Source organism: Mycolicibacterium pallens (assembly GCF_019456675.1).
GTDB lineage: Bacteria > Actinomycetota > Actinomycetes > Mycobacteriales > Mycobacteriaceae > Mycobacterium > Mycobacterium crocinum.
This window is the reverse complement of sequence record NZ_CP080333.1, coordinates 352,310-373,105: the sequence shown is the minus strand read 5'-3', so window position 1 is coordinate 373,105 and position 20,796 is coordinate 352,310. Positions and strand designations below refer to the sequence as shown.

Here is a 20,796-nt window from a genome sequence, read left to right as displayed (position 1 = left end):
TGGATAGCACTTGTGACAAACAGCCAGGCCCCCACGCGCACCGACGCTCCCACTCCAGGATTCGCGCAGGTCGGCTCTCGCTATTATCCGGTTTTCGTCTCGGTCTTCACGGCGCTGGTGATCATCTCCAACGTGACCGCCACCAAAGGCGTGGCGTTCGGGCCCGTGATCGGGAACTGGTCGATCATCACCGACGGCGGTTTCATCGTCTTCCCGCTGACCTACGTGATCGGCGACGTACTTTCCGAGGTGTACGGGTTCAAGGCCGCGCGGCGAGCGATCATTCTCGGCTTCGCGATGAACATCCTTGCCGCCCTGGCCTTCTGGGTGACGATCTACCTCCCCTCGGCCGACTTCTACACCAACCAGGAACACTTCGAGAACATCGTCCACGCCTACACCCAGCTGATCGTCGCCGGCCTGGCCGGGTTCATCGTCGGGCAGACCATCAACGCCTGGACCGTCGTCAAGATCAAGCAGCGGACCAAGGAAAAGCACCTGTGGGCGCGGTTGGTCGGCTCGACCTTCGCCGGACAACTCGGCGACACCCTGGTCTTCTGCAGCATCGCAGCCGGCGCCATCGGCATCACCAGCTTCGGTGACTTCGTCACCTACACCGCGCTCGGCTGGGTCTACAAGACCGCCGTCGAAGTGGTCATGCTGCCGGTGACGTATCGGGTCATCGCCTACATCAAGCGGCGCGAGCCCACCTACACCCTGATGGTCTGAGTTCGGATGCAAACGCATGGTGTCCAACACAATCCGTGATTACGGCGACGGGGCACTGTTGCTGGAATGCCCGTCCACCGAGGATGTGCTGGCGCTGGCGGCGAGCCTGCGCGCAGCAGAGCTGACCGGTGTCCTCGATATCGTGCCGGCCGCCCGGACCGTCCTGGTGAGACTGGCCGATCCGGCCCACCAGGAGCCCACCCGGCAGCGCCTCAAGCAGTGGGGCGTCGATCTCTCCGATGCCGAGCAACACCCGGGTGGCGGTGTCGACGTCACCATCGACGTGGTCTACGACGGCCCCGACCTCGACGACGTCGCCGCACACACCGGGATGACTCCCGGTGAGGTGATCGAAGCCCACACGGCCACGCCCTGGCGGGTCGGATTCGGTGGATTCGCACCGGGTTTCGCCTACCTCATCGACGGCGACCCGCAGTTGGCGGTGCCGCGCCGCAGTGATCCGCGCACCGCCGTACCGGCCGGATCGGTCGGCCTGGCCGGTGAGTTCAGTGGCGTCTACCCGCGCCAATCCCCCGGCGGCTGGCAGCTGATCGGACACACCGACGCGGTGTTGTGGGACATCGACCGCCCGCAGCCCGCGCTCCTCGTACCCGGCATGTGGGTGCGGTTCCGGGCGGTCGGGGACAGCCCGTCATGATCACGTTGGAAGTGCTGCAGACCGGCCCGCTGGCGCTGCTGGAGGACCTCGGCCGACCCGGGTTCGCGCATGTCGGGGTGACCCGCTCCGGAGCCGCCGACCGCGCGGCACATCGGCTGGCCAACCGCCTGGTGGCCAATCCTGACGACCGTGCCACCGTCGAGATCACCCTCGGTGGATTCGCCGCACGAGTGCATGGCGGCGACGTCGACATCGCCGTGACGGGAGCCGACGCCGCTCCCGCTGTCGGCGGAGTCCCGTTCGGCACCAACAGTATTCACCATGTCCACCCTGGCGAGGTGATCTCGCTCGGCGTACCACACGCGGGTCTGCGCAGCTATCTCGCAGTGCGCGGCGGTATCGCCGTCGAGCCGGTGCTGGGCTCGCGCAGCTACGACACGATGTCGGCGATCGGCCCCCGGCCGCTGCGCGCGGGCGACGTTCTTCCGGTGGGTAGCCACACCCAGGACTACCCCGAGCTCGACCAGGCCCCGGTGGCCGCGATCACCAACGACCCGATCGAGCTTCGCGTCGTGCCCGGCCCACGAGACGACTGGTTCACCGATCCCGACGCGCTCGTGCACACCGAGTGGGTGGCCAGCGAGCGAAGCGACCGGGTCGGCATGCGACTGTCCGCGCAACCACTGACCTACCGCTGGCCGGACCGCCAGCTGCCCAGCGAGGGCGCCACCCGCGGCGCAATCCAGGTGCCGCCCAACGGCCAACCGGTGATCCTCGGTCCCGATCACCCGGTGACCGGGGGCTATCCCGTGATCGGCGTGGTGATCGACGCCGATACCGACAAGGTCGCGCAGATCCGGCCCGGACAGACCGTGCGATTGCACTGGACCAGAGCCCGTATCGCAGCGGGCGGCCTCCCGGGCTGGTAGAGCTGAGGGTGTGCACACGCAGGTCCACACCGCCCGGTTGATCCATACCAGCGACCTGGATGACGAGACGCGCCATAACGCGCGGCAGATGCTCACCGACGCGTTCGGCGGTCCGGCCGAATTCACCGACACGGACTGGGAACACGCACTGGGCGGGATGCACGCGATCATCTCGCACCGCGGCGCGCTGATCGCCCACGCGGCCGTGGTTCAGCGGCGACTGCTCTATCGCGGAAGCGCCTTGCGCTGTGGCTATGTCGAGGCCGTAGCGGTCAGCGAGGACTGGCGCAGACAGGGACTGGCCCACGCCGTGCTCGACGCGGTCGAACAGGTGATCCGCGGCGGCTACCAGATCGGTGCGCTCAGTTCGACCCCGCTCGGCGAGACGATCTACCGTCCTCGCGGCTGGCTGCAGTGGCAGGGACCCACGTCAGTGCTGGCGCCGACCGGAATGACCCGCACGCCGGACGATGACGGCTCGATCTTCGTGTTGCCCGTCAACATCGAGGTCGACGCCACGGCGGAGCTGGCCTGCGACTGGCGCGACGGAGACGTGTGGTAAGTCCGCGATAGACAGTAGACGGCATATAACTGACCGCTACGAGTCGCGCCCGCACGGCTAGCCGCGCTGAGTGCATCGTCCCAGCACCGGGTCAGCAAAGCTGGGAGGTGACTGTGAGGCCAACGGGGTGGGTCTGTCGCTTGCCGCTACATAGCCCCCGTGATATAGATACCCGGTGGGAAAACAGCTGACGAACCAAGACGTCAGCGACTGCGTAGGCGATGCCCTGGACCAGGCCATGGACCTGACGATCCGGTTTCTGAGCGACCGTGCCGATCTGAGCGCGTCCGCGGCCTTCACGATGAACCGGGTGTATCGCGAAGGGACGGTACGTCTGACCACCCTTGCCAGTAGGGAAGGCGTCAGCCAGCCGTCCATGACGCAGTTGGTTCAACGGCTGGAACGTGCGGGGCTGGTGACGCGCCTACCGGACCCCGACGACGGCCGCGCGTGCCTGGTCGGAATCACCGAGGCGGGCCAGGCGTTGCTTGACGATCGCAAGCGGTTGCGCCGGGAACGCCTGGCGGCGTTGATGACAACGTTGACCGCCGAAGAGCAGTCGGCGTTGTGGCTGTCGGCGCGAGTGGCGTTGCCACTCATCGGCCGGCTCGTCGCCAATGCCGACTGTGAGGCGGAGCCGGCCGCACCGCGGCCGAACTGACGGAAGGTGTTCGGGTGAAAGCTATTCCGGTTGGCCGCGTGCTGAAACGCATCTGGATCCCGTTGATTCTCATCGTCGTCCTGGCGGTGTCAGGCCTGGTCGTTTCCCGCCTGCACAGGATGTTCGCGTCCCAGGATCTCAATTCTGGCGCCGGTGCGGGTATCGAGATCGTGCAGTTCAACCCCAAGGTCATGGTCTACGACGTCTATGGCGCACCCGGAACCACCGCCCAGATCAGCTATTTCGATCCGGAAGCGAAAGTGCACACGATCACCGCACCGCTGCCGTGGTCGGTCACCTTGTCGACAACCTTGCCGGCTGTCAGCGCCAGCCTCATGGCGCAGACCGACGGCGATCAGATTGGATGCCGCGTCACTGTGAACGGAACCGTCCGCGAGGAGCAATCGGCTGATGGCATCAACGCCCAGACCTACTGCCTGGTGAAGTCAGCATGACCCACACCGTCACCGCGCCCGACCCCGTGAGCAAGCCGAAGCGGCCGGTCGTCCCGCACCTGTTGCGCATCCTCGCGCTGCCGATTGTCCTGTTCTGGATCGCGATGGCCGTTCTGGTCAACGTGGTCGCACCCCAGCTCGAGGTCGTCGGCGAGATGCACTCGGCGCCAATGGCACCCGAGGACGCCCCCTCGATGAAGGCGATGAAGTTGATGGGGGCCAACTTCCAAGAGTTCAACTCCAACAGCACGATCATGATCGTGGTGGAGGGCCAGAAGCCGCTCGGCCCGGACGCGCATCAGTACTACGACGAGATCATCCGCAAGCTGGAGCAAGACCCCGAGCACATCCAGCACATCCAGGACTTCTGGGGCGACACGCTGACGGCCGCCGGTGCCCAAAGCGCCGACGGCAAAGCGTCGTACGTGATGCTGAACCTCGCCGGTGAACAGGGTCAGACGCTGGCCAACGAAGGCGTGGATGCGGTCCGCAAGGTCATCAAGGAAACGCCGGCGCCGCCCGGCGTGCAGGCCTACGTCGCCGGCCCGGCAGCACTCACCGATGACCTGCACGTCATCGGCAACGCCAGCCTCGCGATGATCACCCTGATCACCCTTGCCGCGATCGCGGGCATGCTGCTCATCGTCTACCGATCGATCCGAACCACGCTGATCCAGCTGTTCCTGACGTTCCTGGCGCTGCTGACCGCCCGTGGCGTGGTGTCAATCCTGGCTCTGCACGGCGCCTTTGGACTGACGACGTTCGCAGGCAACATCCTCACGATGCTGGCGATCGCGGCCGCCACCGACTACGGCATCTTCATCTTCGGCCGATATCGCGAAGACCGCGGCATGGGACTGGACCGGGACGAGTCCTACTACGCGACCTTCAAGTCCGTCGCGCCCGTCATCGTGGGATCCGGGCTGACGATCGCGGGGGCGACGTACTGCCTGTCGTTCGCCCGCCTGCCCTACTTCACCACCATGGGCGCACCCGTCGCGATCGGCATGCTGGTGATCGTCGCGATCGCCGTCACGCTCGGCCCGGCCGTGCTCTTCCTCGGCAGCCGCGTGGGTCTGTACGAGTCGAAGCGCCCCCCGCAGAGCCGCTTCTGGCGGCGGGTCGGCACCGCGGTGGTCCGTTGGCCCGCACCGATTTTCGTGGCCAGCCTGTTCGTGGTGCTGATCGGCATCGTGGCGATCCCCGGCTACAAGCCGGCCTACAACGACCGCTACTACCTGCCCACGGAGGCTCCGGTCAACCAAGGCTTCGCCGCCGCCGACCGGCACTTCACCCAGGCCCGGATGAATCCCGACATCCTGATGGTCGAAGCCGACCATGACATGCGTAACCCTGCGGACATGCTGGTGCTCAACAAGATCGCCAGCAATGTCATGCACACCGAGGGCATTGCGATGGTGCAGAGCATCACCCGGCCCCTGGGCATCCCGATCCAGCACAGTTCGATTCCGTTCCAGACGAGCGTGCAGGGCCAGACCAGCAATATGAACCTGCCGTTCCAGCGCGACCAGCTGGACAACCAGCTGAAAACGGTTGATTCGATGAACGTTTCGATCGACATCCTGGAGAAGCAGTACCAGCTGTCGCTCAAGCAGACGCAGCTCACCCAGGACTCGGCGGCCCGATCGCAGGATCTGTTGGAGACGACGAAGCAGTTGCGCGACAACATCGCGAACTTCGACGACCAGTTCCGGCCGATGCGCAACTACTTCTACTGGGAACCGCACTGCTACGACATTCCGCTGTGCGCCGCGGCTCGGTCGCTGTTCGACTCCCTCGACGGGATCGATGAGGTCACCGACAAAACCCAAGGGGTGCAAGGCAATACCGATCAGCTGGCGACCATCGCTCCGCAGCTGACGGCGCTACTGCCGCAGACGATCGCGTCGATGAAAGTCAGCCGGGACCTGGCACTGGCGTCGTACAACTCGCAGAAGGCCCTGCTCGACCAGATGCAGGCAACCAACGACACCGCGCTGGCGATGGGCGAGAGCTTCGACCAGGCCAAGAATGACGACCTGTTCTTCCTGCCGCCGGAGGCCTTCCAGAACCCGGACTTTCAGCGCGGTCTGAAGATGTTCCTCTCGCCGGACGGCAAGTCCACCCGGATGTTCATCACCCACGAGGGTGACCCCGCGACGGTGGACGGAATCGCCCGCGTCGACTCCGAGCGCAAGGCCGCGCAAGAGGCGCTGAAGATGTCGTCACTGTCCAACGCCAAGATCCATCTCGGCGGCGTCGCGGCGACCTACAAGGACATGTCCGACGGCGCGCGGTACGACCTGCTGATCGCCGTGGTGTCGTCGCTGACGCTGATCTTCATGATCATGCTGATCCTGACCCGAAGCGTCGTCGCCGCACTGGTGATCGTCGGCACGGCCGGCAGCTCGATCGCCGCGTCGTTCGGGATCTCGGTGCTGCTGTGGCAGGACCTGTTCGGGATTCAGGTGCAGTGGCTGGTCATGCTGATGTCGGTCATCATCCTGCTGGCGGTCGGTTCGGACTACAACCTGCTCTTGGTGTCCCGGTTCAAGGACGAGATCCACGCCGGACTGAAGACGGGCATCATCCGCTCGATGGCCGGTACCGGCGGTGTGGTGACGTCGGCGGGCCTGGTGTTCGCCGCCACGATGGCCGGGATGATGTTCAGCAAGCTGGTCGTGCTGGCCCAGATGGGGTCGACGATCGCGATCGGTCTGCTGATCGACACCTTCATCGTGCGGTCGCTGCTGATGCCCTCGATCGCGACGATGCTCGGCCGGTGGTTCTGGTGGCCGCAGGTGGTCTACCCCCGCGGCGACTACCACTTCCTGCCCCCGCAGCCGCGGCGGCGATCCGGCGACGACGTGGACACCGCAGCACTGCCCGCGCAGGCCTAGTAACCTCGCCGATGCTGTAGTTACCGCGCAAAAGTTCGAGTAACTCGCACGGTAACTACAGGCTCGGCATCAAGCGCTAGCGCCAGCGGTCCAGGATCTCGTTGGCGCGCACGCTCAACGCGCGCTGCCAGAACGGCCCGAAGCTGATTCGCCCGACACCGAGCGGGCCGAACGACGCCGGGTCGTCTGACTCCGGGATCGCGATCGCGTTGACGGGCAGCGGCAGCTCAGAGGTCAAGCGGCGCATCGTTTCCGGCTCGTGGCGGCCCACCGGGTAGAGCACGTCGGCTCCGGCGGACGCCGCCTCGCTGAGCCTGGCGATCGCCCGGTCGACCCGGTCGGCGTCGTCGCCGTCGTTGCGCAGAAACAGGTCGGTGCGGGCGTTGACGACCACATGCACGCCGGCGCTGTCGGCAGCCGCACGCAGCGCGCCGACCAACTCCGCATGCTCGGCCGACGAGCGCAGCCGCTTGCCCTCGCTGTGCACGGTGTCCTCGATGTTGAGGCCCACCGCCCCGGCGCTCAGCAGGCAATCGATGAGGCGCTCGGCCGGCTGCGCGTAACCGGATTCGATGTCCACCGACACCGGCACGTCCACGGCGGCCGTGATCTGGCTGACGCGGGCGACGACGTCGTCGAAGCTCATGCCCTCGCCGTCGGGCTTGCCGACGGAGTCGGCCATCGGATGGCTGCCGACGGTGAGCGCGGCGAACCCGGCCGCCACCGCAAGGTTCGCCGACCAGGCGTCCCAGACCGTCGGCAACACCACCGGGTTCCCCGGCTGATGTAGAGCCAGCAGTGCTTCGGCATGGCGGGCGAGACGGCTCTTATCGGACACCAGGTCCCCTTTCGCTAGATGAGTCGATCCTGGGTTGTGCAACGCGACTGCCGCAATGGCATTTCCGACGTGACCTGTCTCACGTTGAGATCCAAATGTGGCTAGCATCGGGTGTCGTACTGTGATCCATGACACCTTCAGCCCCAGGGAGGTCCCGTTGTCCACCACCACAGAATTGGCCGAACTTCACCATTTGATCGGTGGATTGCGGCGTTGCGTGACCTCGTTGAAGAGCCGCTACGCCGACACCCCGGCAATGCGTCGAATCGTCAATGACGCCGAGCGCATCCTCAATGACGTGGAGCTTCTCGATATCGACGCCAATGAGCTTGCCCTAACCCAGCAAACGGCCGCGGTATCCGGAGAGAAGATCGGAATTCCCGACACTCCTTACGACTCCGCCTTCTGGCGCGACGTCGATGACGAGGGCGTTGGCGGCCACCACCGTCACTGACCCGAATTTAACCGGGTGCCGTGATCTGGGTACCCTCCGATGAGTTCATGCGAAGGGGATCACAGTAGATGAGCGCACCTGCGACTAATCGCCCTAAGACCGGCGTCTTCTCACCCGGTCGTGCCCAGATACCGCAACGCACACTGCGGACCGACAATTGGCTCAAGGCGCCGATTTGGACGGACCTCGGGTTCGCGGCCTTCGTCATCTACGCGACGGTGCGCGCGTTCCAGCGGGACTACTTCTTCGTCCCGCAGTACCACTACCTGACGCCGTTCTACTCGCCGTGCCTGAGTAAGGCTTGCGGTGAGGCAAGCGACTTCTGGCCGCAGATCCTGCCCGCGACGGGGCCGCTGTCGCTGCTGCCGTACGCGTTCCTGTCGCTGCCGTTCCTGCTGCTGTTCCGGCTGACCTGCTACTACTACCGCGGCGCCTACTACCGCTCGGTGTGGCAGTCCCCCACCGCCTGCGCCGTGGCCGAGCCGCACGCGAAATACACTGGCGAGACCCGCTTTCCGTTGATCATCCAGAACACCCACCGGTACTTCTTCTACATCGCCGGCATCATCTCGATCATCAACACCTACGACGCGATCGTCGCCTTCCACTCCGACAACGGCCCCGGCGGCTTCGGATTCGGGTTGGGCAACATCATCTTGGTCGGCAACGTCGTGATGCTGTGGGTCTACACGATCTCTTGCCACTCCTGCCGGCACGTCACCGGCGGCCGGCTGAAGCACTTCTCCAAGCATCCGGTGCGCTACTGGATCTGGACCCAGGTCAGCAAGCTGAACACCCGGCACAAGCTCTACGCCTGGATCACGCTCGGCACCCTGATGCTCACCGACTTCTACGTCATGCTGGTGGCCAGTGGCACCATCTCTGACCTGAGATTCGTTGGCTGACAAGAACTTTGAAAAACCATAGCTTGAGCGAGGTCAAATGACGGTGGAAGTCGAACGGCATTCCTACGACGTTGTCGTGATCGGTGCCGGCGGCGCGGGCCTACGCGCGGTGATCGAAGCCCGGGAACGGGGTCTGAAGGTCGCCGTGGTCACCAAGTCGCTGTTCGGTAAGGCGCACACGGTGATGGCCGAGGGTGGTTGCGCGGCAGCGATGCGCAACGTCAACACCAAGGACAGCTGGCAGGTGCACTTCGGTGACACCATGCGCGGCGGCAAGTTCCTCAACAACTGGCGGATGGCCGAACTGCATGCGCAGGAAGCCCCCGACCGGGTGTGGGAGCTGGAGACCTACGGCGCGCTGTTCGACCGCACCAAAGACGGCAAGATCAGCCAGCGCAACTTCGGTGGCCACACCTACCCGCGCCTGGCGCACGTCGGTGACCGCACCGGGCTGGAGATCATTCGCACCCTGCAGCAGAAGATCGTCTCGCTGCAGCAGGAGGACAAGAAGGAACTCGGCGACTACGAGGCCCGGATCAAGGTCTTCCACGAGTGCGCGATCACCGACCTGATCAAGGACGGCGACGCGATCGCCGGAGCCTTCGGCTACTGGCGCGAGACCGGCAAGTTCATCCTCTTCGAGGCGCCGGCCGTGGTGCTGGCCACCGGCGGCATCGGCAAGTCCTTCAAGGTGTCGTCGAACTCCTGGGAGTACACCGGCGACGGGCATGCGCTCGCCCTGCGCGCGGGTACCGGCCTGATCAACATGGAGTTCATTCAGTTCCACCCGACCGGCATGGTCTGGCCGCTGTCGGTGAAGGGCATCCTGGTCACCGAGGGTGTCCGCGGTGACGGCGGAGTTCTGAAGAACTCCGAGGGCAAGCGCTTCATGTTCGACTACATCCCCGACGTGTTCAAGGGGCAGTACGCCGAAACCGAGGAAGAAGCCGATCAGTGGCTCAAGGACAACGACTCCGCGCGCCGCACCCCTGACCTGCTTCCCCGCGACGAGGTCGCCCGCGCTATCAACGATGAGGTCAAGGCCGGCCGCGGTACTCCGCACGGCGGCGTCTACCTCGACATCGCGTCCCGCATGCCGGCCGAGGAGATCAAGCGCCGGCTGCCGTCGATGTACCACCAGTTCATCGAGCTGGCCGAGGTCGACATCACCAAGGACATGATGGAAGTCGGTCCAACCTGTCACTACGTGATGGGCGGTATCGAGGTCGATCCCGACACCGGTGCCGGCTCCACCCCCGGCCTGTTCGCCGCGGGAGAGTGCTCCGGCGGTATGCACGGTTCGAACCGGCTCGGCGGCAACTCGCTGTCCGACCTGCTGGTGTTCGGCCGCCGCGCCGGGCTCGGTGCATCCGACTACGTCCGCGGGCTGTCCCAGCGTCCGGCGGTCTCGGATACGGCGGTCGAGGAGGCGACCCAGCTGGCGCTGTCGCCGTTCGAACCCAAGGCCAACGCCGAGAACCCCTACACCCTGCACGCCGAACTGCAGCAGACGATGAACGACCTCGCGGGCATCATCCGCAAGGAGGGCGAGCTCCAGGAAGCCCTGGCCAAGATCGACGAGTTCAAGGCGCGTTATGCCAACGTCGTCGTCGAGGGCGGACGGATCTTCAACCCGGGCTGGCACCTGGCCATCGACCTGCGCAACATGCTGCTGGTCAGTGAGTGTGTGGCCAAGGCTGCGTTGGCCCGCACCGAAAGCCGCGGCGGACACACCCGCGACGACTTCCCGAAGATGGACGCCGGGTGGCGCAACAAGCTGCTGGTGTGCCGGGTCGCCAACCCTGCCGCCGACGGCGTCGCCGCCGTCGTGCCCGACGTCGAGGTGACGCCGGAGCAGCAGCCCGTGATGCGGCCCGACCTGCTGGCCACGTTTGAGCTGTCCGAACTCGAGAAGTACTACACCGACGATCAACTGGCCGAGCACCCGGATCGGAAGGGCTGAGAATGGCTGCCTACAACGCGAAACTGCGGGTCTGGCGCGGCGACGAAGACGGCGGCGACCTGCAGGACTACACGGTCGAGGTCAACGAGGGCGAGGTCGTGCTGGACATCGTCCACCGGCTGCAGGCCACCCAAGCCGGTGACCTCGCGGTGCGGTGGAACTGCAAGGCCGGCAAGTGCGGTTCGTGTTCGGCCGAGATCAACGGCAGGCCGCGGCTGATGTGCATGACCCGGATGTCGACGTTCGGCGAGGACGAGGTCGTCACGATCACCCCGCTGCGCACGTTCCCCGTGATGCGCGACCTGGTCACCGACGTGTCCTTCAACTACGAGAAGGCGCGCGAGATCCCGTCGTTCACTCCCCCGAAGGATCTGCAGCCCGGCGAGTACCGGATGCAGCAGGAGGACGTGAACCGCAGCCAGGAGTTCCGCAAGTGCATCGAGTGCTTCCTGTGCCAGAACGTGTGCCACGTCAATCGTGACCACGAGGAGAACAAGAAGTCCTTCGCAGGCCCGCGCTACCTGATGCGCCAGGCTGAGCTGTCGATGCATCCGCTGGATACCCTCGACCGTCGCGATATGGCCCAGGAAGAAAACGGCCTCGGCTTCTGCAACATCACCAAGTGCTGCACCGAGGTCTGCCCCGAGCACATCAAGATCACTGACAACGCGTTGATCCCGATGAAGGAGCGCGTGGCCGACAAGAAGTACGACCCGGTCGTGTGGTTGGGCAACAAGCTGTTCCGCCGCAAGTAGCAGCCTCTGCGCGAGCAGACGTAAACGCCCCCGACACGCCACGTGTTCGGGGGCGTTTACGTCTGCTCGCCACTGTAGGTTTCCAATTGGCGGGATCTGAGTAGCCTCGAACACATGGGGACTGTCCACAGCGTCAACGACATCCGCACCGCGATCCGCGAGCTGTCCGCCCGCGCCGAGTTGGCCCGTAAGGAGGGCCGGCCCGAGGATGCGGCCGAACTCGAGCAACGCGTCGCCGCCTACCGCGACGAACTCGCCGAGAAGCCCTGAGCCGGTGCCGCGTGCAGGCTGGGCTAAGCGCCCAGTCTGCGAAATGTGCTGCGGTGGAAGACGATCGGCGGTACGTCGTGCACGGTGATCTCGTGGACCCGCAGGACGACGATGGTGTGGTCACCGGCCGGCACCAACTGGTCGATCGAGCTCTGCAGCCACACGCTGGTGCCGTGCACGAACACAGCACCGCTGGAATGCGAGTGCGTCTCCAGCCCGGCGAACCGGTCGCCGGTCTTGGCTGCCAGGGTCCGGGCAGCAACATCGTGCGATTCGCCGAGCAGGCTGATACCCAGGGACGGCAGGTCCTTGAGCTTGGGCCACGTCTCGGAATTGTTCTGCACACAGAACGAGACCAGCGGCGGATCCAGCGACACCGGAACGAAGGTGCTGGCGGCCAGGCCGACCCGGACACCGTCGACTTCCGCGGCGATCGCAATGACACCGGACGGGAAATGGCCGAACGCCTCACGCAGCGAGGCGGGGCTCAGCTCTGCGTTGCTCATAACGCGTCCATCTTCCCACGCAGCGACCGGATGCGGCCACAATAAGTCCCGGCCAGAGGTCAAATGAGACTGCTAGGGCGGGGCACAGCTCACATGAACGTTTGAGTAGCCTTGGGAAGTGCCGAACGTCTCCATCCTGTCCGTGCTGCGCGAACGCGCTGACGCGACGCCAGACGACGTGGCGTTCACGTTCACCGACTACGACCGGGATTGGAACGGCGTCGCCGAGACGCTGACCTGGTCTCAGCTGTACCGTCGCACCCTCAACGTCGCGCAGGAGATCAGCCAGCAGGGCGTCCCGGGCGACCGGGCGCTGATCATCGCGCCGCAGGGCCTGGCCTACATCGTCGCGTTCCTGGGGGCCATGCAGGCCGGCTTCATCGCGGTCCCGCTGTCGGTCCCGGTGCCGGGCTCGCACGACGAGCGGGTCAGCGCGGTGGTGACCGACACGACGCCGACGGTGGTGCTGACCACCTCCGCGGTGTTCGAGGTGGCCGCGCAATATGTGGACGACGGCGCCGCGGTGATCGCCACGATTGCCGTCGACACCCTCGATCTCGATGCGCCCGGCGCCGACACCGCCGAGGTACCCGACGGGCCGGATATCGCCTATCTGCAGTACACGTCGGGATCGACCCGTCTCCCGGCCGGCGTGATGATCTCGCACCGCAACCTGGTCGCGAACTTCGAGCAACTGATGGCCGAATACCTCGCCCACCACGGCGGCAAGTTCCCGCCCGGCGCGAGCCTGGTTTCGTGGCTGCCGTTCTACCACGACATGGGTCTGATGCTCGGGATCGCGGCGCCCATCCTCAGCGGGCACCCGGCCGACCTGATGAGCCCGATCGCATTCCTGAGCCGTCCGGCGCGCTGGCTACAGACCATGGCCCGGCAACAGTCGGCGTGGTCGGGCGCTCCGAACTTCGCGTTCGACCTGACCGCGCGGCGGGCCACCGACGAAGAACTCTCGGGACTGGACCTCAGCCGGGTCATCGGCATCATCAACGGCGCCGAACGTATCCATCCCGAGACCCTCGTGCGGTTCAACGAACGCTTGGCGCCCAACGGTTTTCGACCCGAGATGCTGGCACCGTCCTATGGGCTGGCCGAGGCGACGGTGTACGTCGCCAGCGGCGGTGCGAACCGTGCCCCCGAGGTGGTCGAGTTTGACGCCGAGGAGTTGACGCAGGGCAACGCGATTCGCAAACCCGGTGGCACACAGCTGTTGCGGTATCAGCTGCCGCCGTCGCCGCTCGTGCGGATCGTCGATGCCGAGACCGGCCAGCCCTGCCCGGACGGCACCGTCGGCGAGATCTGGACGCACGGTGAGAACGTCGCGGGCGGCTACTGGCGCAAACCCGAACAGACCGGCTCCGCGTTCGGCGCTGTACTGATCAACCCGCCGGCGAACGTCCCCGACACCGGGTGGCTGCGCACCGGTGATCAGGGTTTCATCTCCGAGGGCGACCTGTTCATCGTGGGCCGGATCAAGGACATGCTGATCGTCCGCGGCCGCAATCACTACTCTGATGACATCGAGGCGACGGTCCAAAAAATCACCGGTGGCCGCGTGGCGGCGATCGCGGTCGCCGACGAGGAGACCGAAAAGCTGGTCACCATCGTCGAGCTCAAGAAGCGTGAGGACGCCGACCTTGAAGCGGTGAAAAGCGATGTGGTGGCGGCTATTTCACGCGCCCACGGCCTGCAGGTGGCCGACATCGTGCTGGTGGAGCCCGGGTCGATGCCGACCACCACCAGCGGCAAGATCCGCCGGGCCGCCTGCGTTGAACAGTATCGGCAGGGACAGTTCGTGCGGTTGGACGCGTAGCTGATCAGCTGATGTGGTTCACCCTGCTGGTGATGGCTGCGGCCGTCAGTCTGGAGCCGTTTCGCATCGGGATGTCAGTGGTGATGCTGAATCGTCCGCGCCCGCACCTGCAGCTGGCGGCGTTCCTCGGCGGCGGCTTCCTGATGGGTTTGACGGTGGGCGCGGTGGTGCTGTTCGCGCTGGAATCGCACATACCGGCCTCGGCGCATTTCACCCTGCCGAGAGTGCAGATCGTGATCGGCGCGTTGGCGCTGGCGGCCGCCATCGTCCTGGCGCTGACCAAGGGCCGACGCGACCGGACGGTGCCGCCGTGGTTGAGCCGTCTACTCGACGGTCCGTCGCTGTGGGTCGCCGGCGTCGCCGGTCTCGGTATCGCGCTGCCGTCGGTGGACTACCTGGCGGCGCTGGCTGTGATCGCCGCGGGCACAGTCGATTACGCGGTGCGGTTCGGGGCTCTGCTGGCATTCAATGTCGTCGCGTTCGCCCTGGTTGAGATTCCGCTGCTGGCCTATCTGGTGGCCCCTCAGCGCACGCATGACGCGATGACTAGTCTGCACGGCTGGGTCCGCGCGCGGCGCCGCCGCGAGGTCGCGGTGCTGCTGGCAGTCGTCGGTGTCGTACTACTGGCGGCGGGTCTGCTCGGCGTCTGAGCTCAGTGCGCGCTCGGACCGTGGTTCAGCACGTACTGCGCGCCGGCGAGCAACTGCGACAGCGGATCGGTGCCGCCGCCGAACGCGGCCTGAGTAGCCGGCGCGGTGACAGCCGCCGGGTCATACCCGTTCACCGGGTCGACCTCGATCGGCGCGGTCAGCGGATCGTCGTTGCGCGAATACCCGGAATCCACCATGGGTTTGAGCACCGCGTCCAACTTGTTCAGCGTGCCTTCGTCCACGCCCGCGTACCGGAACGGCAACACCAACGGCAGGTGCTGCTCGGGGATCATGTACGTGGTGGTCTTCGCGCCCCGGGAGTTGATTTCGGTACGGATGTTCTGCGGCGGAACCATGCTCGGGTTGGTGAACGCCACCGCGGTGTGGCCGGTTGCCAGTCCGACGACCGCGTTGGCGAGCGCCATCCAATTGTCTTGCCGGTCCGGCCAGTCCGCGATGCTGTCGTAGGCCGAGACGAACCGGTAGGAGTCGTACTGGCTGTCGACCTGCGGCGGGATTCGGTAGTCGAGCGCCGGGACGACACTGCCGACCGGGAAGTTCTGGGCCAGGAAGCCCGACCCGAAGGCGTGCGGCGAGATGGGATCGCCGTAGGTGGCGAAGGACAGCTGATCCGGCGGCGGCGCGTTCGGATCGGTGGCGAGCCGGTTCTGCACGGCATTGAGCACCATCGCGCCTTCAGACAGTCCGATCGCGGTGCCGGGACCGCCGGCCTGGATCGCCCGGATGACGTTGCCCTCGCCCTCGTCGACGGATTCGCCGACACTCGGGCCGTCGATACCCAGCCCGGGGAAGTTCGCTTCGAGCTTGCCGATGCCGGGGAACAGGCGATCCAGGACGTGGCCCTGAACCTGCCCGGCGGGGTAGTCGACGATCTGCCGGTCCAGCCCGGGGAACCAATCGGCGCCCGTGCGGCGGATGTACTCGTCGTACGGGATGCCCAGCACGTGGGCACCGCCGAGGGCGTAACCCCGCCCCGGGGTGCCGATCGGCGGACCGTCCCCGTTGGGATGGTCGGGAGTCGGCTGATCGGCGCCGGCGATTCCGCCGGTGGCGCACACCGTGATCACCGTCGCCGCTGCAGCGAGTAGCTTCTTCATGCCTCAACGCTCCCCTGCGAGCTCGATCTCGACGGCCACCAGTTCGCCTTTCCGACCAGCGTAGCCATGGCGGGCACGGTCACCGTCCGTACCAGGAAGGTGTCCAGCAGGATTCCGGCACCGATGACGAACCCGCCCTGGACCACGGTACCGATGCTGGAGAACAGCAGCCCCCACATCGACGCCGCGAAAATCAAGCCGGCCGCGGTGATCACACCGCCGGTCGACGACAGCGTCCGGATGACGCCGTATCGCGTGCTGTCCCCGGACTCGTCCCGCAATCGCGAAGCGAACAGCAGGTTGTAGTCGGCACCAACGGCGACCAGCACGACGAACGCGAGCGGCGGCACCGTCCAGTGCAGTTGTTGATGAAGCAGATACTGGAAGACCAGGACACCGATGCCGAGTGCCGCGAAGTACGAAAGCACCACGGAACCAACCAGATACAGCGGAGCGATGATCGCCCGCAGCAACAACATCAACGTCAGCAGCACCACCATCATCGTGATCGCGATGATGAAGCGGATGTCCTTCTGGTAGTAGTCGCGGGTGTCGCGCAGCGCGGCGGGATAGCCGCCCATCGAGATCGTGGCGTCCGCCAGATAGGTGTTCGGCTGCGCGCTGCGGGCGGCATCACTGATGGCGTTGACCTGGTCCATCGCGGCCGCGCTGAACGGGTCGAGCTTGGTCAGCACCAGATACCGCACCGAATGCCCGTCGGGCGAGATGAACATCTTCGACGCCATCTTGAAGTCGGGCAGCTCGAGCACCTCGGGCGGAATGTTGAATCCGGCCATCGCCGGAGACGCCGCGTTCTGTTTCATCGACAGCAGGAACGAGGCGGCCTGGTCGAGACCAGTTCGCATGAGCTTGATCTGGTCGACCACCAGGTCGACCCCGTTGGCCACGTCCCGGCTGCCGCTGGCGGCGCGGTCGGCACCTTGACGAAGCTTGGCGGTGCCCGCCTGGGCGCCGCCGGGTGAGTCGAAGCCCATCTGCTTCATCAGCTTCGTCAGCCTGCTGAACGCGTCGTTGAGCTGATTCAGCGTCGCGTTGAGCGACTGCTTATCCTGCATCGACTGCAATTGTGTTGCCAGGGAATTGATTTCATCGAGGGTGCCGTCGTTGCGGGCGTCGACCAAGGCCTGGAAATGGCCACGGGTCTCGGCGCAGGACGGATCCAGGTCGCAGACGGCATTGCCGTGCAGCGCGACCAGGACCGGACCCACCCAGGCGAACATGTCCCTGGCTGCGGTGAAGCTCACGCCCATCGAATTGCCGAGCCGGTTCACCGCGTTGACGAGCTTGGCCGCGACTTCGACGTTCTTCACCAGCTTGTCGCCGCCGTACTGGCCCTTGATGGAGCCGAACGCGTCGACCACGCTCTGCACGCTGGAGGTGATCTGCCCGACCTGGCCGCGCACGTCGCCGAGGTTGTTCGCCAGTGTGTTGGCGCCACCGGCCAGCCGGTCGAGGCTCCCCATGTTCTCGGCGATCATCTGTGAGCCGGTGCCCAACCGATCACCGACCAGACCCGCCTGATACGTGGCGCGAAACTCTTGCGGCACTTCGCCCAATGGCCGGGTGATACCGCTGACCATCGCGATGTTCGGCACCTGGCTGATGCGCTCGGCCATCTGCTCGAGGTCGGCCAGCGCCTGCGGATTGCGCAGATCGCGCGGTGAGCGGACCAGCACGTAGGAGGGGATGGACTGGTTGAGGTCGAAATGCCGCTCCAGCGCGGTATATCCCACCGAGCTGGGGTCCGACGGCGAGACCGCCTTGCGGTCGTCGTAGTTGTAATGCGCCAACCCGACACAGCTGGCGAGCAGGATCAGGATCAGCACGCTGGCAACGAGATGGACGCGCGGCCTACGCACGATGCGGATACCTGACCGTCGCCACCACAGCGCGGTCAGCTCGCGTCGCGGCGTGATCCAGCCACGTGGCCCGGCCAGGACGATGATCGCGGGCAACAACGTGATCGCGGCGAGGAATGACACCCCGACGCCGACCGCGGATGAGACGCCGACGGTGGAGAACACGCCCATTTTGGCGAAGCTGATGCCCAGGAACGTGATTCCGATGGTGGCCGCGGATGCGGTGATCACCTTGCCCACCGACGTCAATGCCTGCCGCACCGCCCCGTCGGAGTCTTCGCCGCGACGCATGTAGTCGTGGTAGCGGCTGATCAGGAAGACGGCGTAATCGGTTCCGGCACCGGCGATGATCGCGCTGAGCAGGATGATGGCCTGGTTGGAGACTCCCAGACCGGTGGTGTGCGACAAACCCGCGACCACGGATTGCGCTATCACCAAAGAGATTCCGATGCCGATCAGCGGCAGCAGCATGGTGATCGGATTGCGGTACACGATCAGCAGCACGAGCAGCACCAGGACACCGATCGCGATCTCGATCGGCAATCGGTCGCGTTGGCCGGCCACGGTGAGGTCGGCGACGGTGGCCGCCGGACCGGTCAGATGCACCTCCAGCGGACTGCCCGCCGTGGTCTGTTTGACGATATTGGACACCCGTGTGTAGGCGTCGTAGGACTGCGGTGTCCCCAATGCGCCGGCGAGCCCGACCGGCACCACCCAGGACTTGCCGTCCTTACTCGTCAAAAACGAACGCAGAGCCGGTGTTTCGACGAAGTCCTGCAGCATCACGACGTCGTGCTGATCGTCGCGCAGCGCGGTCACCAGCTTGCGGTAGGTCGCTTCGTGGGTGGGATTCAAACCGCGCTCGTCGGTCAGCACCACTAGCAACAGGTCGTCGCCGCCCGGCTCCTTGAACGCCTCGGTCATCTGTCGCGCCGCCACGCTGGACGGGGCGTCGCCCGGCAGCATCGACAACGGATGTTTCTGAGCCATCTCGTTCAGGCTCGGGAAGGTCAGCGGCAACGCGACCGCCAAGGCAACCCAGACTCCGATTACAGCCCAGGGCCACCGCACCACAAAATCGGTCAGCCGTCGCACAATTTCCTCACACTGCGTGAGACCGTCAGGCCCCGCGCTCCTTCACTGCATCCAACACACACGTCACCATTGCCCGCTGTCGGCAATCCGTTCGACCACCGACTTCGTCGCCGCGATGTAGCGGGCGACCGACTTCTGCGCGGTGGGGTTGTCCGGGAACATCACCGCCATCGCGGTACCGGCCTCGTACCGGAAAACGTAGATCGTCAGCTGGTAGCTGAATCGACCGTCGGAGTAGATCCCGATGTTGTTCGAGTAGCCCATGTCAGCGGCCGCAAGCACTGCATTCAGCGGTGCCGCACCACCATGCAGGAAGTTCGACACCGGGAAGTTCGGGCGCGGCTTCTCCAACCACGGAGCCAGTTCCAGCACCCGGTAATACGGCACCCGCGCCAGGTTCAGGCCCGAATCGAACGATGTCTGCGCGGCCCAGGCGGCCTCGGGGAACGTCGTCGCGGCGATCGGAACGGTAATCGGCACCAGACCGGTGAACCAGCCCTGGGTGGTGAAGTTGTCCGACGTCCTGCGGGTGTCGCGCGGCGTGAGCCCGTAATAGGTTGTCGCACCTGTCAATTCATGCTCGACCATGGCGGTGCAGGCGTACAGACCGCCGACGAAGCGAACCCCCGCAGCGGTGCACGCCGCTTCGAATCGCGTGGTCTGGTCGGCGTCGAGAATCATCTCTCCGACCATGTCGGCGACGGTCGGCTCGAGTGCGTTGCCCAGCGGCAGCGGGAACTCCGGCAGCGTGCCGTTGTTGTTTTCGGCAAACTCGATCCAGGCCTGAACCTCTGGCGAATCGACCGTCAAAGCGGCCGTCGATTCGCGCTCCTGAAGGCAGAAATCGTCGAAGCTGCCGGCCTCCGGCAGGGCCATGGGCTGGCCCGTCATCGTCAGGGATGTGTACATGCCGTGGGCTTCGAGCATGGTGATGCCGATCAGCGCCGCGTCCCCGTGAACGTGGTCGATGCTGGCGTAAAAATCGAAGTGATCCTCACCCTGCACGACGCCGAACGAAAAGCAGCCCCATTCCATCGGAGTGGGAATATCGACGATATGTTTGCGAGCGTCTTCGGCGGCCATTACGCCGTTGTCGATCGGCTCGAATTCAATATCGGCGGCGTCCGGAATGGTTCGTCGGACAATCTCGCCGGAACCGGAGTATTCGAACCAACTGCGGTACGTGTCGTGGCGCCGCAAGTACGCGTTGAGCGCGTGGTTCATGGCATCGATATCGCATTTACCAGGAACTTCGCAGGTGGCGATGATCTGCCGAGAATAGTCGAGTCCGGCCGCGTCCTGTTCATAGACACCGCGAATGTGCTGGCCTTGCATATAGCTGACGGGCACCGAACTTACGGGCGCCTGACGCGCTTTCTCCATTGCCGCTTTTGTCGGGTGCCAGGAAACGACCACACCGGGGCTCGGCGACCAATCATCGATTGTGCCGATTGTAATCTTCCCGATGTGCAAAATACCCCTCCCGGATCGACAGCGGCTACGACCGTAGGCCGGTAACGCTGGTGGCCAGACCAAGATAGCGCCTGTCGCTGAGGTGCTCGCCGCTCGACCCGGATATCCCCTGGTCAAAAGTAGTGACTAAAGGCCCTAAATAACCCTGTAACGCCTGGCCACGTACCCCCCGACAACAAATCGAAACCAGTTGCTGTAGCAACGTC

General features: G+C 65.3%; 19 protein-coding genes. 14 read left to right on the top strand and 5 right to left on the bottom strand.

Going from position 1 to position 20,796, the window contains the following annotated elements; translation table 11 throughout:
- Nucleotides 1-12 precede the first annotated feature (12 nt).
- From K0O64_RS01735 to K0O64_RS01705, 7 genes are all read left to right on the top strand, one after another.
- Complete coding sequence (locus K0O64_RS01735; RefSeq protein WP_096309622.1) at nucleotides 13-729, top strand: queuosine precursor transporter; 717 nt, start codon at nucleotides 13-15, stop codon at nucleotides 727-729.
- Between the two features lie 16 nt (nucleotides 730-745).
- Complete coding sequence (locus K0O64_RS01730) at nucleotides 746-1,387, top strand: 5-oxoprolinase subunit B family protein (protein ID WP_096309621.1); 642 nt, start codon at nucleotides 746-748, stop codon at nucleotides 1,385-1,387.
- Nucleotides 1,384-2,277 (top strand): 5-oxoprolinase/urea amidolyase family protein, encoded by an 894-nt coding sequence (locus K0O64_RS01725; RefSeq protein WP_071950151.1) that lies wholly within the window; start codon nucleotides 1,384-1,386, stop codon nucleotides 2,275-2,277. The genes K0O64_RS01730 and K0O64_RS01725 overlap by 4 nt, the downstream gene beginning before the upstream one ends.
- Nucleotides 2,278-2,287: 10 nt before the next feature.
- Nucleotides 2,288-2,839 carry a GNAT family N-acetyltransferase gene (locus tag K0O64_RS01720; RefSeq protein WP_096309620.1) on the top strand — a complete coding sequence of 184 codons (552 nt, stop codon included), beginning with the start codon at nucleotides 2,288-2,290 and terminating at the stop codon, nucleotides 2,837-2,839.
- 175 nt (nucleotides 2,840-3,014) lie between these two features.
- Nucleotides 3,015-3,500 carry a MarR family winged helix-turn-helix transcriptional regulator gene (locus K0O64_RS01715; RefSeq protein ID WP_071948050.1) on the top strand — a complete coding sequence of 162 codons (486 nt, stop codon included), beginning with the start codon at nucleotides 3,015-3,017 and terminating at the stop codon, nucleotides 3,498-3,500.
- 14 nt (nucleotides 3,501-3,514) lie between these two features.
- The gene (locus tag K0O64_RS01710; RefSeq protein WP_071948051.1) at nucleotides 3,515-3,955 is read left to right on the top strand and encodes an MmpS family transport accessory protein; all 441 of its coding nucleotides are present in this window, start codon (nucleotides 3,515-3,517) and stop codon (nucleotides 3,953-3,955) included.
- A complete protein-coding gene (locus K0O64_RS01705; protein WP_071948052.1) occupies nucleotides 3,952-6,855 on the top strand; it encodes an MMPL/RND family transporter in 2,904 nt (967 codons plus the stop codon). Before K0O64_RS01710 ends, K0O64_RS01705 begins: the two co-directional genes overlap by 4 nt.
- 76 nt (nucleotides 6,856-6,931) lie before the next feature.
- On the opposite strand, the gene K0O64_RS01700 is transcribed toward K0O64_RS01705, so the two are convergent.
- Nucleotides 6,932-7,693, bottom strand: coding sequence for an isocitrate lyase/PEP mutase family protein (locus K0O64_RS01700; protein ID WP_096309618.1), 762 nt, complete (start codon nucleotides 7,691-7,693; stop codon nucleotides 6,932-6,934).
- Between the two features lie 157 nt (nucleotides 7,694-7,850).
- On the opposite strand from K0O64_RS01700, the gene K0O64_RS01695 reads away from it, so the two are divergent.
- The 5 genes from K0O64_RS01695 to K0O64_RS01675 all read left to right on the top strand — a co-directional run bounded on the left by K0O64_RS01695 (nucleotide 7,851) and on the right by K0O64_RS01675 (nucleotide 12,040).
- Nucleotides 7,851-8,147, top strand: a complete 297-nt coding sequence (locus K0O64_RS01695) for an Rv0250c family protein (protein ID WP_071950153.1) — start codon at nucleotides 7,851-7,853, stop codon at nucleotides 8,145-8,147.
- 68 nt (nucleotides 8,148-8,215) lie between these two features.
- On the top strand, nucleotides 8,216-9,052 hold the full coding sequence (gene sdhC / locus K0O64_RS01690) for a succinate dehydrogenase subunit SdhC (protein WP_071948053.1): 837 nt from the start codon (nucleotides 8,216-8,218) through the stop codon (nucleotides 9,050-9,052).
- Between the two features lie 37 nt (nucleotides 9,053-9,089).
- Nucleotides 9,090-11,015, top strand: coding sequence for a fumarate reductase/succinate dehydrogenase flavoprotein subunit (locus K0O64_RS01685; protein ID WP_071948054.1), 1,926 nt, complete (start codon nucleotides 9,090-9,092; stop codon nucleotides 11,013-11,015).
- A gap of 2 nt (nucleotides 11,016-11,017) precedes the next feature.
- On the top strand, nucleotides 11,018-11,770 hold the full coding sequence (locus K0O64_RS01680) for a succinate dehydrogenase/fumarate reductase iron-sulfur subunit (RefSeq protein ID WP_071948055.1): 753 nt from the start codon (nucleotides 11,018-11,020) through the stop codon (nucleotides 11,768-11,770).
- A 114-nt stretch (nucleotides 11,771-11,884) separates the two neighbouring features.
- On the top strand, nucleotides 11,885-12,040 hold the full coding sequence (locus tag K0O64_RS01675) for a hypothetical protein (RefSeq protein ID WP_096309617.1): 156 nt from the start codon (nucleotides 11,885-11,887) through the stop codon (nucleotides 12,038-12,040).
- Nucleotides 12,041-12,063: 23 nt separating this feature from the next.
- On the opposite strand, the gene K0O64_RS01670 is transcribed toward K0O64_RS01675, so the two are convergent.
- The gene (locus K0O64_RS01670; protein WP_071948056.1) at nucleotides 12,064-12,546 is read right to left on the bottom strand and encodes a flavin reductase family protein; all 483 of its coding nucleotides are present in this window, start codon (nucleotides 12,544-12,546) and stop codon (nucleotides 12,064-12,066) included.
- Between the two features lie 118 nt (nucleotides 12,547-12,664).
- Here K0O64_RS01670 and K0O64_RS01665 point away from each other — a divergent pair, with 118 nt between their 5' ends.
- Together K0O64_RS01665 and K0O64_RS01660 are read left to right on the top strand one after the other, a co-directional pair.
- Nucleotides 12,665-14,374, top strand: a complete 1,710-nt coding sequence (locus tag K0O64_RS01665; RefSeq protein WP_071948057.1) for an AMP-binding protein — start codon at nucleotides 12,665-12,667, stop codon at nucleotides 14,372-14,374.
- 11 nt (nucleotides 14,375-14,385) lie between these two features.
- Complete coding sequence (locus K0O64_RS01660) at nucleotides 14,386-15,024, top strand: GAP family protein (RefSeq protein ID WP_096309616.1); 639 nt, start codon at nucleotides 14,386-14,388, stop codon at nucleotides 15,022-15,024.
- A gap of 2 nt (nucleotides 15,025-15,026) precedes the next feature.
- Here K0O64_RS01660 and pe read toward each other — a convergent pair whose 3' ends face one another.
- The 3 genes from pe to K0O64_RS01645 all read right to left on the bottom strand — a co-directional run bounded on the left by pe (nucleotide 15,027) and on the right by K0O64_RS01645 (nucleotide 20,590).
- On the bottom strand, nucleotides 15,027-16,142 hold the full coding sequence (gene pe / locus K0O64_RS01655) for an acyltransferase PE (protein ID WP_071948059.1): 1,116 nt from the start codon (nucleotides 16,140-16,142) through the stop codon (nucleotides 15,027-15,029).
- Nucleotides 16,139-19,117, bottom strand: a complete 2,979-nt coding sequence (locus K0O64_RS01650) for an MMPL/RND family transporter (protein WP_096309615.1) — start codon at nucleotides 19,115-19,117, stop codon at nucleotides 16,139-16,141. The genes pe and K0O64_RS01650 overlap by 4 nt, the downstream gene beginning before the upstream one ends.
- Nucleotides 19,118-19,180: 63 nt before the next feature.
- Complete coding sequence (locus K0O64_RS01645; RefSeq protein WP_096309614.1) at nucleotides 19,181-20,590, bottom strand: condensation domain-containing protein; 1,410 nt, start codon at nucleotides 20,588-20,590, stop codon at nucleotides 19,181-19,183.
- Nucleotides 20,591-20,796 lie beyond the last annotated feature (206 nt).